General features: G+C 60.0%; 15 protein-coding genes and 1 other RNA gene. 10 read left to right on the plus strand and 6 right to left on the minus strand.

From position 1 onward, the window contains the following. Positions 1 to 236: 236 nt before the first annotated feature. Together V5D86_RS06855 and V5D86_RS06860 are read right to left on the minus strand one after the other, a co-directional pair. Positions 237 to 1,880 carry an AAA family ATPase gene (locus V5D86_RS06855; RefSeq protein ID WP_414595942.1) on the minus strand — a complete coding sequence of 548 codons (1,644 nt, stop codon included), beginning with the start codon at positions 1,878 to 1,880 and terminating at the stop codon, positions 237 to 239. 61 nt (positions 1,881 to 1,941) lie between these two features. Beyond that, positions 1,942 to 3,588: an AAA family ATPase gene (locus V5D86_RS06860; protein WP_414595943.1), complete on the minus strand. Its 1,647-nt coding sequence runs from the start codon at positions 3,586 to 3,588 to the stop codon at positions 1,942 to 1,944. 98 nt (positions 3,589 to 3,686) lie between these two features. Here V5D86_RS06860 and V5D86_RS06865 point away from each other — a divergent pair, with 98 nt between their 5' ends. Both V5D86_RS06865 and V5D86_RS06870 read left to right on the plus strand, forming a co-directional pair. Further along, the gene (locus tag V5D86_RS06865) at positions 3,687 to 4,130 is read left to right on the plus strand and encodes an NfeD family protein (RefSeq protein ID WP_414595944.1); all 444 of its coding nucleotides are present in this window, start codon (positions 3,687 to 3,689) and stop codon (positions 4,128 to 4,130) included. A gap of 17 nt (positions 4,131 to 4,147) precedes the next feature. Next, positions 4,148 to 5,227 carry an SPFH domain-containing protein gene (locus tag V5D86_RS06870; RefSeq protein WP_414595945.1) on the plus strand — a complete coding sequence of 360 codons (1,080 nt, stop codon included), beginning with the start codon at positions 4,148 to 4,150 and terminating at the stop codon, positions 5,225 to 5,227. A gap of 89 nt (positions 5,228 to 5,316) precedes the next feature. Here V5D86_RS06870 and V5D86_RS06875 read toward each other — a convergent pair whose 3' ends face one another. From V5D86_RS06875 to V5D86_RS06885, 3 genes are all read right to left on the minus strand, one after another. After that, entirely contained in the window at positions 5,317 to 6,018 is a 702-nt protein-coding gene (locus V5D86_RS06875) for a CDGSH iron-sulfur domain-containing protein (RefSeq protein WP_414595946.1), read from the minus strand. A 69-nt stretch (positions 6,019 to 6,087) separates the two neighbouring features. After that, positions 6,088 to 6,399, minus strand: coding sequence for a YbjQ family protein (locus V5D86_RS06880; RefSeq protein WP_414595947.1), 312 nt, complete (start codon positions 6,397 to 6,399; stop codon positions 6,088 to 6,090). Further along, a complete protein-coding gene (locus V5D86_RS06885; protein WP_414595948.1) occupies positions 6,380 to 6,607 on the minus strand; it encodes a hypothetical protein in 228 nt (75 codons plus the stop codon). Before V5D86_RS06885 ends, V5D86_RS06880 begins: the two co-directional genes overlap by 20 nt. 105 nt (positions 6,608 to 6,712) lie before the next feature. Here V5D86_RS06885 and rnpB point away from each other — a divergent pair. The 8 genes from rnpB to V5D86_RS06925 all read left to right on the plus strand — a co-directional run bounded on the left by rnpB (position 6,713) and on the right by V5D86_RS06925 (position 14,475). Beyond that, positions 6,713 to 7,006, plus strand: an RNA gene (gene rnpB / locus V5D86_RS06890) — RNase P RNA component. Positions 7,007 to 7,040: 34 nt separating this feature from the next. Then, on the plus strand, positions 7,041 to 8,258 hold the full coding sequence (locus V5D86_RS06895) for a YcaO-related McrA-glycine thioamidation protein (RefSeq protein ID WP_414595949.1): 1,218 nt from the start codon (positions 7,041 to 7,043) through the stop codon (positions 8,256 to 8,258). 60 nt (positions 8,259 to 8,318) lie between these two features. Then, positions 8,319 to 8,990, plus strand: a complete 672-nt coding sequence (locus tag V5D86_RS06900; RefSeq protein WP_414595950.1) for an HAD family hydrolase — start codon at positions 8,319 to 8,321, stop codon at positions 8,988 to 8,990. Positions 8,991 to 9,022: 32 nt separating this feature from the next. Next, on the plus strand, positions 9,023 to 10,063 hold the full coding sequence (locus tag V5D86_RS06905; RefSeq protein ID WP_414595951.1) for a deaminase: 1,041 nt from the start codon (positions 9,023 to 9,025) through the stop codon (positions 10,061 to 10,063). Positions 10,064 to 10,076: 13 nt separating this feature from the next. Then, on the plus strand, positions 10,077 to 10,517 hold the full coding sequence (locus V5D86_RS06910; RefSeq protein WP_414595952.1) for a universal stress protein: 441 nt from the start codon (positions 10,077 to 10,079) through the stop codon (positions 10,515 to 10,517). Continuing rightward, entirely contained in the window at positions 10,518 to 11,363 is an 846-nt protein-coding gene (locus V5D86_RS06915; protein WP_414595953.1) for a CBS domain-containing protein, read from the plus strand. It begins immediately after the preceding gene. Continuing rightward, complete coding sequence (gene glyS, locus V5D86_RS06920) at positions 11,360 to 13,087, plus strand: glycine--tRNA ligase (RefSeq protein ID WP_414595954.1); 1,728 nt, start codon at positions 11,360 to 11,362, stop codon at positions 13,085 to 13,087. Before V5D86_RS06915 ends, glyS begins: the two co-directional genes overlap by 4 nt. A 212-nt stretch (positions 13,088 to 13,299) precedes the next feature. After that, positions 13,300 to 14,475, plus strand: coding sequence for a CBS domain-containing protein (locus V5D86_RS06925; protein ID WP_414595955.1), 1,176 nt, complete (start codon positions 13,300 to 13,302; stop codon positions 14,473 to 14,475). A gap of 69 nt (positions 14,476 to 14,544) precedes the next feature. Here V5D86_RS06925 and V5D86_RS06930 read toward each other — a convergent pair whose 3' ends face one another. Then, entirely contained in the window at positions 14,545 to 15,738 is a 1,194-nt protein-coding gene (locus tag V5D86_RS06930) for a zinc ribbon domain-containing protein (protein ID WP_414595956.1), read from the minus strand. Positions 15,739 to 15,788: the final 50 nt, after the last annotated feature.

The raw sequence follows: 15,788 nt of genomic DNA on the forward strand, positions 1-15,788 counted from the left end.
CGGATCTTCTCCGGTGACCGGACACTCCGGACGCCTCGGCCTCTCTCCAGACCATAGCTTCCCGTGTCCGATCGCGTCGATGCATCCTCGATATAAACCCGAGACCGTCGGGAATTCGGAGGAAGTGTGAGATTATCGGCATGATTCCATCCCGTCTGAGGATGGGGCGGAAGAACGAGGCCGCACGCAGGGCAACGGGCGGACTTGATGCTGAGGCGATCCGGAAATGCCGTCCATCAGATGGAGACGACCTCGGTGCGGCATCTCGGGACCTTCCCGAAGAACGCGAGACCGACGAGGACGACCTTGCCCGTCATGCCGAGATGGTACCTCCTGGAGCGGATCTGCTCCAGGGCACCGTCGACCTCGGAGTCCAGCACGGACTCTGAGTCAGCCACCTTCAGCTCCATGATCATCGGTACGATCCCCTCGCGGGTGGGCGTCAATATGAGGTCGGCCCTCCCGTTGCCGCTCTCCTTCTGCGACCTCACCTCATAGTCCCCTAGGATCCCGTGCATGATCGTCAGGAGCACGAGCTCGTATGACGACTCGTCCCTCAGGTCGAAGTAGCTCGCATCGCACAGGATCGTCTGCAGGATGGACGCCATCCTCTCGGCATCCCCTTCGAGGACGGCCGAGTTGAAGTCAGAGAAGATCGAGTCGCTGACGCGGACGTTCTTGGACATCATGTCGTCCACTATGCTCCGGACCTCCTTGTTCGGGATGGTGATGACGCAGTCGTCACCGTCGGGGACGGCGTTCATGTAACCGGTCATGACCATGAGGGAGTAGAGGTCCTCCTCCGAGGATGCGTTCATCTCCTCGTAGGTCATGGTGAAATGCAGCCTCTGCCTGACGGGATGCCCGTTGATCAGGTTGGCCACCGTCCCCAGGCTGTCGGCGTCCACCCTCTGGATCAACCACTTCAGGGGGACGTCGGCACTCGTGTTCACCCAGTATGCGGCCGGTTTGAAGCCCTCTGCGACGTAGTTCATCACGCTGAACGGGTTGTACACCTCAGCGTTCCCGAAGCGGTATCCGTCGTACCACTCCCTGACCTCGTCGAACCTCTCGGGATGCCCATAGTATCCCAATATCTCCCTGACTTCGGACTCGGTGAACCCGAACCTCTCGTCGGACCTCGTGGAGAACACGTTGTTCACGGTTATGTTGTTCAGTCCGGAGAACATCCCTGCCCTGGCCACCTGCATCACACCGGTGACATAGGCCATCTGCAGGCTGCTGTTGCTCTTGAGCGTGGAGGACAGGAAGCTTCCCAGGAATCCAATGACCCTCTCCTGCAGGGGGGTGCCGAAGGAATCGGTTATGGCACGGTCGTACTCGTCTATGAGGACGATGACCTTCTTCCCATGATGCTTCTCCAACAGATAGCATAGGTTCTTCATGGAATCGATGAGCTCGGATTCATCCGCTGTCTTCTCCAGCAAGGATCTCAACAGATCCTTCTCGTATCTGCCGATTGACTCGGAATCGAGCAGGTATTGGAATCCGAAGCAGATTCTACGCATGACCTCCCCGATCCTTTTGATGAAGAATCCATAATCGGAACTGGATGCGATCGCGATGTCCTTCATGTCCACGCAGATCACCGGAAACGCGTTCTTGTATCCCGCATACTCGGGATGGTCGGATATCGCCAGGCCGTCGAACCAGTCGTTCCCCTCGTACTCGATGTTGAAGAAGGCGTCGAGCATGGTGATGTTGGTGGTCTTCCCGAACCTGCGGGGTCTGGTGAACAGATAGACTCCCCGTTCGTCGTTGTCAAGGACATCCTTTATAAGCAGTGTCTTGTCGACGTAGAACTTGTCGCTTTTGCGGATCTCCTCGAACGTCAGACCTCCCGTGTTCACCTTCTTCATGGTCCGACATGCCCTTCGGCGGTATTAAAGGTTGAGAGGACCCTCTCGGGTGGATAAGTGGTCAGATCGTGATGACCTCGGTGCGGCATCTCGGGACCTTCCCGAAGAACGCGAGACCGACAAGGACGACCTTCCCGGTCATGCCGAGATGGTACCTTTTGGAGCGGATCTGCTCCAGGGCACCGTCGACCTCGGAGTCCAGCACGGACTCGGAGTCAGCCACCTTCAGCTCCATGATCATCGGTACCGCTCCGTCACGTGTCGGAGTCAGCACGAGGTCGGCCCTCCCGTTGCCGCTCTCCTTCTGGGATTCGACCTTGTAGTTCCCGAGGATCCCGTGCATGATCGTCAGGAGCACGAGCTCGTATGACGACTCGTCCCTCAGGTCGAAGTAGCTCGCATCGCACAGGATCGTCTGCAGGATGGACGCCACCCTCTCGGCATCACCGTCCAGCACCGCTGAGTTGAAGTCAGAGAAGATCGAGTCGCTGACGCGGACGTTCCTCGCGAGGCTCCGGTCCACTATGCTCCGGACCTCCTTGTTCGGGATGGTGATGGCGTAGTCATCACCTTCCGTGGGGACCGCGTTCAGGTAACCGGTCATGACCATCAGCGACAGCAGGTCCTCTGTGCTGGAGGTGTTGAGCTCATCATAGGTCATCGTGAAATGGAGGGTATGCGTCGTGGGCTGATCGTTGATCAGGTTGGCCACCATTCCCAGGCTGTCCGCATCGACCCGCTGGATCAGCCATCTCAACGGAACATCTGCGCTGGTGTTCACCCAGTATGCGGCCGGTGTGAAATCCTTCGCGACATAGTTCATCACGCTGAACGGGTTGTACACCTCAGCGTTCCCGAAGCGGTATCCGTCGTACCACTCCCTGACCTCGTCGAACCTCTCGGGATGCCCATAGTATCCCAATATCTCCCTGACTTCGGACTCGGTGAACCCGAACCTCTCGTCGGACCTCGTGGAGAACACGTTGTTCACGGTTATGTTGTTCAGTCCGGAGAACATCCCTGCCCTGGCGACCTGCATCACGCCGGTGACATAGGCCATCTGCAGGCTGCTGTTGCTCTTGAGCGAGGAAGACAGGAAGTTTCCCAGGAACGCGACGATGCTCCTCTGGAGCTCCGTTCCGAACGAATCGGTTATGGCACGGTCGTACTCGTCGATGAGCACGATGACCTTCCTCTCATGATGCTTCTCCAGTGCCTGGCACAGATTCTTCAGCGAACTCGCGAGCAACGATTCGTTGGACGTCATGTCGAATATCGGTTCCAGTCTGTTCTTCTCCTTCTCCCCAAGTCTATCGGAGTCCAGCAGGTATTCGAACCTTAGGTAGGTGTCGCACATGAGAGTCTGGATGTTATCGATGAAGCCATCATAGTCCGACCCAGGCCCTGGCACGACATCCTTCATGTCCACGCAGATCACCGGAAACGCGTTCTTGTATCCCGCATACTCGGGATGGTCGGATATCGCCAGGCCGTCGAACCAGTCGTTCCCCTCGTACTCGATGTTGAAGAAGGCGTCGAGCATGGTGATGTTGGTGGTCTTCCCGAACCTGCGGGGTCTGGTGAACAGGTAGACTCCGTTCTCGTCGTTGTCGAGGACGTCCTTTATGAGCAGGGTCTTGTCGACATAGAACTTGTCACCTTCCCTCATCCTCTGGAATGCGAGACCTCCCGTGTTCACCTTCTTCATGGATTATCATATGCCCCGGGCGATAATAAAGGTTGAGAGACGTCGAATGGAGAAGGCGGGAATCGCTTTTTCAAATATATGCAGCACCATTACGTGTCATGGACCCGTTCACCATTGCGATAGTGTTGGTCGTCATAGGGGCAGTGTTCCTCATAATAGAGGCCTTGACCCCCGGCGCGTTCATGATCATCCCTGGGCTGGTCCTTCTCGTAGTGGGCATCATCGGCCTGGTCTCCCCGGACATCCTCATGTCCGTATGGTCGCCGGTCATAGCGGTCGCGGTAGCGATCCCCGTGACCCTGCTGACCCTGAAAGGGTACCAGAGGCTGGCCAGGCCCGTCCCTCCGTCCACCACGGTCATGGAATCGCTGGTCGGGAAGGAGGGCGTGGTGGTCACGGCCACCGAGCCCGGCAGCATGAGGGGCAAGGTGAGGATAGGTTCGGACACATGGTCCGCCACATCCGACGAGGGGATCGAGGAGGGTGCCCGTGTCACGGTGGAGAGCAGCGAGGGCGTCCACGTCCACGTTCGCAGGTCGTGAGTCAGGAGGTTGAGGATATGGATTTGACAATGATAGCGTTGGCCATCATCGCGATGGTGGCAGTGATCACCGTGCTGCTCAGCGGGGTGAAGATCGTCCAGCCGTACGAGCAGGCGATCTACATGAGGCTGGGTAAGTTCGTGAGGGTCCTGAACCAGGGTCTGAACTTCGTGTGCCCCCTCATAAACCAGGTGGTCAAGCTCGACCTGAGGACGGAGGTCCTGGACGTCCCAAAGCAGGAGGTCATCACCAAGGACAACTCCCCCGTCGCGGTGGATGCAGTCATATACATCAAGGTCACCGACCCGAGGAACGCCTTCTTCGAGGTCACGAACTACCGTCTCGCCACGGTCAACCTCGCACAGACCACGCTCAGGTCGATCATCGGGGAGATGGAGCTGGACCAGATCCTGTCCTCCAGGGAGAGGATCAACGTGAGCCTGAGGGACATCCTCGACGAGAACACCGACAAGTGGGGGGTCAAGATCGAGGCCGTCGAGATCAGGGAGGTCGACCCGGCCAAGAAGGTCAAGGACTCCATGGAGGACCAGACGTCCGCGGAGAGGAAGAGGCGTGCGGCGATCCTGGAGGCGGACGGTCAGAAGAGGGCCGCCATCCTCGAGGCCGAGGGAAAGAAGAAGTCGATGATCCTGGAAGCCGAGGGAAAGAGACAGTCCATGATCCTCGAGGCCGAGGGTCAGAGGCTCGCGACGATCCTGGAGGGACAGGGAGAGGCCCAGAAGCTCAGGATAATGTCCGTCGGGGCCGCCGCAATGGACTCCAAGGCGATGTCGGTGCTGTCGATGCAGACCCTGCAGGAGGTCGGGAAGGGCGAGTCCACGAAGTTCTTCTTCCCGATGGAGCTCACGAGGCTGGTCGAGGGGATATCGGACTACGTAGGGACGGCATCCAGGATACCCGACCGTCCCGTCTCGGACATGAGCGACCTGGAGAGGGCTGTCGGAACGGCGGACGACATACTCGGGCCGATCCCGACGCCGGAGGAGATCCACGAGGAGACCGCCAAGGTCGACAAGCAGGTCCGCGAGGACATGGAGGACGTGGACGAGGTCCTCTCGAAGAAGCCCAAGCAGTGAAACATCGGAGGGGGGCGACCCCTCCATCCCTTTTATCCTTCTAATATGGGCACGGGTCGTACCCGAGGCGGCGCCGACGTGTCGGGACGTCAGTCCCTGTCCTTCCTGCTCCTGCTGTCCTTGTACATCCCGTTGATGTGTATCGCGTCGCAGAACGGCATGTTCCTCGACCTTCCGCACCTGCACAGCACCGCGCGGTTCCTGGTCTCGTACTCGAAGCCGTCTGAACCTATGATGGGTATCCCGCCCATGACGTAGATGCCCCCCGACACGTTCTTCCCGGGGTCCTGGATTATCCATATCGCCGGTTCGGGACACTCGTCGACGATGCTGCCGTCCGGCCTCACCAGGAGCATCCTCCCCGACGGGCACTCCAGGGACCCGCGGACGATCTCCTCGAGGACCGCTGGGTCATCGCTCCTGTCCAGGAGCTTCCAGGGGGTCCCGGCCTTCCTGTGGCAGAACCTGGACATGGAGCATCTCATGTCGTCCTTCAGGACGACCCCCGGCCCCTCGTGGATGTCGCATCTCTCGTCGAACGGTCTCCTGTCGGCGACCTCCTTCCCCTTGAAGCGCTTGTGAGCTCCGCCGTCGCAGAACGGCGGGTCGGACGTCTTCCCGCATCTGCACAGCGAGTACACCGGGCCGTGCTCGATCTCCCTGATGGTCCTCCATGCGTACCCTGCACCCTCGTCGTACGTTATGGCCTTCTCGAACAGGGGAACGTTCCCCTCGACGATGTACGGTCCGTTCTCGACGATCCTGATCCTCATGCCGTCCGTCCCGGTCATGAGGGCGCGTTCGCGGTATGCGATGAAAAATGTATTGGCCCTTCCCGACGGGGGAAGGGCCGTTTGTGCTCAAACGTATCTGACGGCAGTGCCGTAGGCGATGACCTCGGCCGCTCCGGCGGCGACCGTGGACGTGGAGTAGCGCATCATCACGACGGCATCCGCTCCGAGCCTCTCCGCATCCTCCACCATCCTCTTGGTGGCGACCGCGCGGGCCTCGTTCATCATCTCGGTGTAGGTCGACAGCTCCCCTCCGACCATGGACTTCAGCCCCTGGCCGATGTCGCGACCGATGTTCTTGGTCTGGATCATGTTCCCTTTCGCGATCCCGAGGATCTCGTAGCTCTTCCCCGGAATGTTCTCAGTAGTCGTCAACAGCATCGTCCAATCCCTCCTCTATCTCTTGCAGTCTCTCGCGGGTGTAGTACGCCATCCCCCCGGCCAGTGCCAGGTAGATCACGGCGGCGACCGCGACCATCGCGATCGGAGCCTCCAGGACGAAGTACATCAGCGGAATGGTCAGGCAGAGCGCGATGAACATGACGGCGATGAACACCACCGCCATGCGCTTCAGGGCATCCTTCTCCATGCGCGGGGTATCGTCCCCTTCTTAGATAAGGATGTCCCGATGGGTCGACGGGAGGGCGTCTGCGATGCAATTAACTACGATGCCCATCATAGGGCCGGCAGTGCCGGGAGACGGAGGACGGCCGACGGTAGGCGTGAGCCAGCTGAGGAAGTTCCCTCCTCCTAGGGCAAGGTGGATGCGCGTAAGCGCATGCGGCGAGAGCCGTGGCAAGGGCACAGAAACGACACAGATCCGGTCCACAGGATGATCCGCCAGGCGGTGACGTTCCCGGAGATTTGGTGAAACGGCGACTCCCCACCGGAGCAAGTCCGCACAACGGGGAAGACCTGCCCGGGACCCGTGGGTAGGACGCGTAGTTGAATGCCGTCTGAAACAGAAGGGGGGCTACTACCGTGACCCGGCACAAAACATTCTATCACACCGGAGGCAGTGAATGCTGGATCTGAAGCCATGTCCAAAGTATGCGAAAGACACCGGAATAAGGGTGGTGCCCCCAGAGCAGACGCTCGCGAGGGTGCTCCCGCTCCTGGATGCGGCGGGCCTCGGGCAGCCCGAGGACATAACGTCGAAGGACGACGTGGGCATCCCGGTGTTCTCCGTGGACAGGCAGGAGACCGCGCTCGGGATACCCAAGTACTACAACGGGAAGGGCGTCACGAAGGAGCAGGCGGAGGCCTCCGCCGTCATGGAGTCCATAGAGCGCTACAGCGCGGAGATGAGGGATTCCGACGAGGTCGTGTTCGGGACATACGAGCAGGCGAAGGACGTCATGGCCGCCGTGAACCCGGCGGACCTGATCCTCCCGATATGGGCGTTGGACAACCTCCCCGGGGCGGAGATCGCATGGACCCCCGGATGGGAGATGTTCAGGGGGGAGCCGATATGGGTGCCGGCATGCGAGGCGTTCTACCCGTACAAGCCGGACACGGACCTCCAGCTCTACAAGTTCCACACCAACGGCATAGCCGCCGGGAACACCATGGAGGAGGCGGTCCTCCACGCGACGTTCGAGCTGATCGAGAGGGACGCATGGTCCATAGCGGAGTACAGGAACGACCCCGTCCCAGACGTCGTCGTGGACCCGGACTCCGTGCCGGGACAGCTGCTGGAGAGGTTCGGGACGCATGGCATAGAGGTCCACCTCAAGGACCTGACGAGCGACGTGGGGGTCCCGACCATCGGGGCCGCAGCGGACGATGTCGGGACCAAGGACCCGGAGATGCTCACAATCGGGGTCGGGACCCATCTGAACCCGGAGATAGCCGCCATCCGCGCCATCACGGAGGTCGCGCAGAGCCGTGCCACGCACAAGGACGGCAAGAAGATAAACGCCCAGATCCAGAGGGCCACGCGGGAGATGGGTTATGAGAGGATCAAGGCGGTCAACCGCCTGTGGTACACGGACTCCAAGAGGAGGACGCGCCTGTCTGACATGGGGGACGCCTCCACGGACGACGTCCTGGACGATATAGAGGTGGTGTTCGGGAGGCTCGTCGACGCGGGGTTCGACAGCGTGATCGCGGTCGACCTCACCCGTCCGGAGCTCCAGGTCCCGGTCGTCAGGATGGTCATCCCCGGGATGGAGGTATGGACCATGGACGGCGACAGGGAGGGCAGCAGGCTGAAGGGCATGTGGCCGTCCGGGCACTGACGCCCGCGGCATGCCCTCTCCGGGAATCCCGATTTATAGGTTCTCCCACATCACGGTAGCATGGTCGGGCGCTTCAAGGCCGTGGGATTCGACATGGACGGCACCTTTCTCAGGACGCATGTCGACTATGATAGGTTGAACAACGTGGACCGCGAGGTCCTGGCCCGTCACGGCGTCCCGTTCGACGAGATAGACTTCGAGGGCAGGGCGAAGAGGCTCAGGACGCCCATAAGGAGATGGCTGGAGGCCAACGGCCGCGGGTCCGAGTGGGAGGGGATCAATTCGGAGATCGACGACCTGGCCACCGAGTGCGAGTGCGAGTTCGTGGACGAGGCGGAGCCGTTCCCCGGGTCGCTGGAGGCCATCGACGGCATCAGGGCCAAGGGTCTGAAGGTCGGCATCCTCACCAGGGGGAGCCTCCAGTATGCCAAAAGGGCCCTCGGCCCGGCATTCGACGACTTCGATGCGGTCATGGGCCGCGACTACTCCTTCTACGACGATGCCAAGCCATCGCCCGTCGCGATGGTCCAGTTCGCATCGCTTCTCGGAGTGGACCCGTCCGAGATCCTCTACGTCGGGGACAACATCTCGGACTGGCAGTCCGCCGTGGGGGCCGGGGCCGTCTTCGTCGGGGTGCTCACCGGAAGCTGCACCGAGGCCGAATGGCTGGATGCCGATCCGGACATGATAGTGGTCGACCGTGCCGGCGATGTGGTAGAGCTGCTCCGATGACGACGGCGGATCGGACCGATGGTCCGCGCCAAATGCGCGGCGACGCAGGGACCCTCACGGTCGAGGGGATCCTCATGGACAGGCACGGCCCCAGGGAGGGCTGGCTCATCGCCGAGGACGGTGCCGTCGTCCGTTCCGGGACCGGGCAGGCGCCCTCGGAGCCGGATGTGCGCGGGTACATGCTCGCGGACGTCCTGAACATGCACACCCACTGTGCCGACTACGGTCTCCGGATCCCGGAGGGCATGTCCCTGGAGGAGCTGGTGGCACCCCCCGACGGCCTGAAGCACAGGTACCTCGGGGAGGCCCCCGCATCGGAGCTGGCGGATAGCATGCGCAGGTTCGCATCCGATTCCCGGGGGTACGGGTCTGCTACCTTCGTGGACTTCCGCGAGGGCGGGCTGCAGGGGTGCCGGCTCCTGAGGCAGGCGGTGCCCGAGGCGGTCATACTTGGAAGACCAACCTCCCCGGAATGCGACCCCCAGGAGATCGAGGACATACTCTCGGTCGCGGACGGCATAGGGATCTCCGGCATGTCCGACATGGACCCCTCGTATGTGGAGGAGGTCGCAGACATCGTCCGCGAGAGGAGGAAGGTCTTCGCCATACACGTGAGCGAGAGGGCGCGCGAGGACATAGACCAGGTCCTCTCGCTGGACCCGGCGTTCATAGTCCACATGTGCGAGGCCACGGACGACGACCTGGCCAAGTGCGCCGAGGCGGAGGTGCCGCTAGTGGTGTGCCCCACGTCCAACGCGTACTTCGGGAAGGTCTCCCCTATAGCGCGCGCACAGGCTAACGGGGTGGACCTGGCCATCGGGACGGACAACGGGATGCTGTGCCGGCCGGACATGGTGTCGGAGGCACGCGAGTTCCTCCGTATGGCGGTCGGGCAGGGTGGCGACGGGGACGATTCCCTGCGTGCTCTCGCGCGCGTATCTGGAAAGATATTAAATGCGGTCTCATCCAATAGAGGTGCAGTGGTCAAAGGTCCCGTGACAGTGCTTCCGACGACGGAAATGAGCGTTTCCCAGGCATTGGACGGCACGGGTCACAGGATCGTGCTAAGCTAAAGGAGGCTTTGAAATGACATTCAAGAACATATTGGTGCCGACAGACGGCAGCGAGTACACCAAGTCCGCTGTCAAGAAGGCCATGGAGCTGGCGAAGCTCTCCGGTGGGAAGGTCACCGCGCTCTACGTGCTGGACCAGACGATCCTGACGAACATGCCGATGGACACAGCGGTCATGAACGTCTACAACACCCTCGAGAAGGAGGGGAAGGTGGCAGTCGACTACGTCCGCGACCTCGGGGCCGAGGAGGGCGTGGAGGTCGAGCTGTCGATCAAGGAGGGGACCCCCGTCAAGGTGATCCTGGAGGAGTCCCCGAACTACGACATAATCGTCATGGGTACCCTCGGAAGGACCGGGATGTCCAAGCTCCTCATGGGAAGCGTCGCGGAGAGGGTCGTCAGGGCGTCCATGTGCCCGGTGATGGTCGTCAGAGCCTCGGAGGCTTCGAACTAAATGAGCAAGACAGTAGCAGATGTGATGACCGCCGCGCCCATAGTCGTGGAGGTCCCTGGATCGCGCAGCGATGCGATCAACATAATGGTCAGGAACGGACTCACCGGACTCCCGGTCATCCGTGCGACCGACGGGAAGCTCGTCGGAGTCGTCTCCAGAAGGGACATCTTCAGGAACTTCGAGGAGGACCAGCTGTCCCTCGTGATGAAGAGGGAGTGCATAACGATCGGTCCGGACGACCCCATCGAGAAGGCCGCCGAGATCTTCAGCACCCTCAGGATACACAGGCTCCCCGTCGTGGAGGATGGGAGGCTCATAGGGATCGTCACGCCCACCGACCTCCTCAGGCTCGTGAGGGACATGAAGACGACCATGCTCGCGGAGGACGTGATCCGCACGACGTGCGTCACCGCCTGGGAGGGGGAGCCCCTCTCCTACACCATCCCCGCGATGCGTGTCAGCGACGTCCCCGCGGTCCCCGTCCTGGACTCCGTCGGGAAGTTCGTCGGCATCCTCACCGACCGTGACCTGTTCAGCGACCAGGTGAAGGACTCGGACGCGCTGAAGGAGCTCGGCATCGCCGACATAGGGAACATGTCCGGGGCGAGGAACGTCCTTCCCCTGTTCTACTCCGCCACCGACAAGTACCTCAACGACAGCCGCCTCGTCAAGGACGTCATGGTCAGGAACCCGTACTCGGTGTTCAAGAAGACCAACCTGTCCGAGGTCGCCAAGGCCATGATCTCCAACGATTACGGACAGGTCCCGGTGCACGGCAACAAGGACGAGCTCCTTGGCATGATTTATGATGTGGATGTCCTTTGCGCGATTACGGGATCCAAATGAGCGATAACAAAGACAACGCGGTCAACGCAATGGACCTGATGTCCCTCTGCAAGCGCAGGGGGTTCATCTGGCCCTCCTTCGAGATCTACGGAGGGGTCGCAGGGATGTACGACTACGGTCCTCTCGGCTGCACACTCAGGAACAACATCGTGGACACCTGGCGCGCCATCTACAAGGGACGCGAGGGATTCATCGAGATCGATTCGGAGACCGTCAATCCCAGGGAGGTCTTCAAGGCCTCCGGTCACGTGGACGAGTTCGCGGACTACATCACGTACTGCACCAAATGCCAGTCCCCGTTCAGGGCGGACCACATGGTCAAGCAGTACTTCGAGAACCCCGACATCCTCAGCCCCAAGGAGCTGGAGGATGCGTTCGTCAAGTACGGTGTGAAGTGTCCCGAGTGCGGAGGGGACCTCGGGCCGGTGGACGAGTTCAACCTGATGTTCAAGACCAACATCGGTCCCGGCTCGTCCCGTGTCGGGTACATGAGGCCGGAGACCGCTCAGGGGATCTTCGTGAACTATCAGAACCTCTACCGCTACAACAGGGAGAAGATGCCCATGGGTGTCATCCAGACCGGCAGGGGATACCGCAACGAGATCGCGCCCAGGCAGGGCATGATCCGCATGAGGGAGTTCAATATGATGGAGGTCGAGCTCTTCGTCGACCCCGATGACAAGGACTGGCCCCGTTTCAAGGACATCGAGAACAAGACCATCGACCTGGTGCCCAACACCGGCATCGGAACCGTGACCACCACCGTCGGGAAGGCCGTGGAGGACGGCATCATCGCCAACCGTGTCCTCGCATACTTCGTGTACACCACGAGGCAGCTCCTCGTGAGGTTGGGCGTTGACCCGAAGAGGCTCAGGTTCAGGCAGCACGACAAGGACGAGATGGCCCACTACGCCGCGGACTGCTGGGACGCGGAGGCGCTCCTCTCCTACGGATGGACTGAGATCACCGGTATCGCCGACAGGGGATGCTGGGACCTCTCCAGGCACGCCCAGTTCTCCGGGCAGGACCTCACCCACTTCAGGAGGTTCGACGAGCCTAAGGAGATGGAGGTCGAGAAGGTCAAGGCCAAGCACAAGGCCCTCGGCCCCGAGTTCAAGGGAAAGGCCAAGGACATCGCCGCGGCCATGGAGACCAAGACCCCCGCCGACGTGAAGGACGGGAAGCTCGTCATCAGCGTGGACGGCGAGGAGATCGTCCTCGACGACAGGTTCTTCGAGGTCGCGACGGTCAGGGAGAAGGTCGCAGGGGACCGTGTGATCCCTCACGTCATCGAGCCCTCCCACGGTCTCGACAGGATATTCTACACCGTTCTGGAGCATGCGTACTCCCATGACGACGCGGAGGACTACACGGTCCTGAGGCTGAGGCCCGAGGTCGCGCCCATAAAGGTGGGTGTGTTCCCCCTGATGGAGAAGGACGGCCTGGACGACCTCGCGCGCTCGATCTACGAGAGCGTCCATTCCCACCGCGTCGAGGCGTACTACGACGGCGCGGGAACCATCGGGAAGAGATACGCCCGCATGGACGAGGTCGGTACACCCTGGTGCATAACCGTGGACTACGACTCCATGCCCGGAGGACAGTCCGAGGGGACCGTCACCATCCGTGACAGGGACAGCAAGGACCAGAGGCGCGTGAAGATTGCCGATGTCCCCGCCATAGTGGACAGGCTGATCGCGGGCGCACCGTTCTCGGAGCTCTGAGAGCGCATCTCCCGACCGCGACCCTGGCGTGTCACGGTCCGGTCGGGAGGCAACCAGTATTTAATACCTTTCGACTCTGACAAAACTTCTTACTTTTTCTGACACGGACCTGGACCATATCTGGGATATCCGAAGCAAAGGCTACGGATTTCGTATCCAATAGGCAATCTGTTATATCCAATGTACTTGAATATTGAGTTCAGAGGTGTAAAATGGGAGTAAAGGACCTAGAAGACCTGAAGAAGCTGGCTATGCTGAGATCGCAGATCGATGGCATGTCCGTTCAGAAGATCATGTCTGCAGAATTCCCCACGGTCTCTTCCGATGATCGCATCGCGGACGTTCTCGCGTTGATGAAGGAGACCAAGTATCAGGATATTCCTGTTGTGGATGGAGGGGAGTTCCTTGGAATGGTCAGTTATGCATCCATCCTCAGGAAGAAGAGCGTGACCCTGGACGCCAAGGTCAAGGGTCTGATCAAGGGGATGCCTGCAGTCTCCCCCACGATGGAGATCACCAAGATCGCAGAGCTCATGGTCTCCACGAACAGCAGGCAGCTTCCCATAGTGACCGGCAAGAAGGTCACGGGGATAATCCAGAGGAACAGGCTGATCGAGGTCGCGAGGGACATCAAGGCCCTCAAGGAGATCAAGGTCTGGGAGATAATGAGCAATCCCGTGGAGTCCGTCAAGGCCAACGACCTGATGGATGAGGCGCTGGAGCTCATGATCCGCGAGGACTACAGGACCATACCGGTCGTCAACGACATGAACGGTGTCGTCGGAATCGTCGGGATGAGGGAGATCATCGACAACAACTGGAAGAAGGACAACAAGACCATCGGAGACCTGGAGAAGAGCTCCAGGTCCCAGATAACCGTCGAGTCCATCGCCCTGACGTCCGTCAAGACCATCGGGTGGGACGAGGACATCGCGGCCGCGGTCGACATGATGGTCGACAACAACATCTCCACGATACCCGTTCTCGAAGGCAAGGAGCTCGTCGGGGTCATCACCGAGTACGACATCATCGAACTTCTCTCCGCATGCAGGGAGAGGGACATGATGTTCGTCCAGATCAGCGGTCTGGATGACAACGAGAAGGATGCGACCGATGCGATCTATGCGGACATAGAGGAGATGGTGAAGAAGGTCTCGAAGATCTACAAGCCCGAGTCCCTGACCATGCACGTGTCCAGGTACAACGATGCCGGTGGCAACTTCAAGTACAGCATCAGTGCCAGGCTGTTCATCAACGGTACGGCTGTCATGGCGAAGGAGGTCGGTTGGGACCTCATCAAGACGGCAGCAGACCTCATCGAGAAGCTGGAGGACGCCGTCGTCAACATGAAGGACTCCAAGGTCACCTTCAGGAAGAGGAAGAAGTAAGCCCATCATCCGTCGGGATGATGGTAATCGCCCCCATCACGGGGGCTTAAACTGTTTATCCGGAATTTCTCATTCCTTGATCTTCTTGCCGCACTTGGGGCACCAGTCCGCGTTGGCGGGGATCTGCTCGTTGCAGTGGGGGCACGTCACGGTATCCACCGTGGCGTCCACGGATCCGTCGGGATGTGCGACCTCCACGACGACCTCCTCGTCGAAGGACGATCCGCACTTGGGGCAGACCTTCGCATCGGACGGAACCTCGGCGCCGCATTCGGAGCAGGTGAAGAAGTCCTTCTTCTGTGCGCGCATCTCGTCTGGGACGTCGATGTACTCTCCGCATTTCCTGCAGACGACCTCTCCCGGCAGAACCGTCGCACCGCACTTCTTGCAGAGTCCGTATCCCTTGGGGTACAGCCTCCCCTCGGCCTCCATCTTGTCGCGGGTCTTCTCGGCGCTGCGCCTCATGAAGAACGAGAACAGGAGGATGATCATGAACAGGGCCACGATCTCGGCCGTGATGATGGCAGCTCCCTTGAAGAAGACGCTGCGGGCATCGGAGTTGGAGATTCCCGAGTCGTAGTAGCCGCTGGCGATGGAATCTCCTGATCTGACTATGTAGTAGGGGTCCTCTCCTTCTTCCGATTCGTTCCATTCAATTGCTACCATTATGCTGACGATGAACCCGTCCTTCATGTCTGGGAGGGTAGTTGTGCACTTGTACACGCTACCGACTTTTTCCATATCCGCCAATGTGATGGTCTCCCTGTTGGAAGTACTCGGTGCCTGTGGTATTCCGAAACCTATCTCCGATATGTTTCCATAGACCACTTTGACGTGCCAATCATCTTTCGCTTCCACTATGGCGGGGTCAGCGGTGAGGGATATGGAGTATGTCTCCGCAGTCTCATCATAAGATATGCTCATGTCAGTGATGCTCTTGTCATTTGATTCCTGACTAAGCGCATCATTGTCAGGGGGACTCATTATGAAGGTTCCGCTGACAATCGACAGTATGGCAAAGACCACGCACATGATGGTCTTGACCTTCACAGACCCGACACGAACCAGATGAGGAATCATGTACAGTACTACGGCTATGAGTAGAATGCCGAAGCAACCGAACATGAGAAGCCCACTTACCTCCAGGATAAGGGCTATCATTATCGCGACAACGATCGCGACTATCTGCTTGGTGGATAGGGCCTTGAAATCATCGACTATGCCGCCGATGATGGACCGTTTTCCACTGACGTTCTCTGTCATCGTCATCGCATCGCGACGGCATTAAAAGCCTTTCGTAGAAGTCAATCGTA

The sequence above is a fragment of the Candidatus Methanoprimaticola sp. MG2 genome (assembly GCF_047501175.1).
In the GTDB taxonomy this organism is placed as follows: Archaea; Thermoplasmatota; Thermoplasmata; order Methanomassiliicoccales; family Methanomethylophilaceae; genus Methanoprimaticola.

Coding starts and splice junctions, on each gene's coding strand:
- V5D86_RS06880 (WP_414595947.1), bottom strand. CDS start 6,399: ATGCTGTTGACGACTACTGAGAACATTCCGGGGAAGAGCTACGAGATC.
- V5D86_RS06910 (WP_414595952.1), top strand. CDS start 10,077: ATGACATTCAAGAACATATTGGTGCCGACAGACGGCAGCGAGTACACC.
- V5D86_RS06865 (WP_414595944.1), top strand. CDS start 3,687: ATGGACCCGTTCACCATTGCGATAGTGTTGGTCGTCATAGGGGCAGTG.
- V5D86_RS06870 (WP_414595945.1), top strand. CDS start 4,148: ATGGATTTGACAATGATAGCGTTGGCCATCATCGCGATGGTGGCAGTG.
- V5D86_RS06860 (WP_414595943.1), bottom strand. CDS start 3,588: ATGAAGAAGGTGAACACGGGAGGTCTCGCATTCCAGAGGATGAGGGAA.
- V5D86_RS06930 (WP_414595956.1), bottom strand. CDS start 15,738: ATGACAGAGAACGTCAGTGGAAAACGGTCCATCATCGGCGGCATAGTC.
- V5D86_RS06875 (WP_414595946.1), bottom strand. CDS start 6,018: ATGACCGGGACGGACGGCATGAGGATCAGGATCGTCGAGAACGGACCG.
- V5D86_RS06915 (WP_414595953.1), top strand. CDS start 10,518: ATGAGCAAGACAGTAGCAGATGTGATGACCGCCGCGCCCATAGTCGTG.
- V5D86_RS06895 (WP_414595949.1), top strand. CDS start 7,041: ATGCTGGATCTGAAGCCATGTCCAAAGTATGCGAAAGACACCGGAATA.
- V5D86_RS06925 (WP_414595955.1), top strand. CDS start 13,300: ATGGGAGTAAAGGACCTAGAAGACCTGAAGAAGCTGGCTATGCTGAGA.
- V5D86_RS06885 (WP_414595948.1), bottom strand. CDS start 6,607: ATGGAGAAGGATGCCCTGAAGCGCATGGCGGTGGTGTTCATCGCCGTC.
- V5D86_RS06855 (WP_414595942.1), bottom strand. CDS start 1,880: ATGAAGAAGGTGAACACGGGAGGTCTGACGTTCGAGGAGATCCGCAAA.
- glyS (WP_414595954.1), top strand. CDS start 11,360: ATGAGCGATAACAAAGACAACGCGGTCAACGCAATGGACCTGATGTCC.
- V5D86_RS06905 (WP_414595951.1), top strand. CDS start 9,023: ATGCGCGGCGACGCAGGGACCCTCACGGTCGAGGGGATCCTCATGGAC.
- V5D86_RS06900 (WP_414595950.1), top strand. CDS start 8,319: ATGGTCGGGCGCTTCAAGGCCGTGGGATTCGACATGGACGGCACCTTT.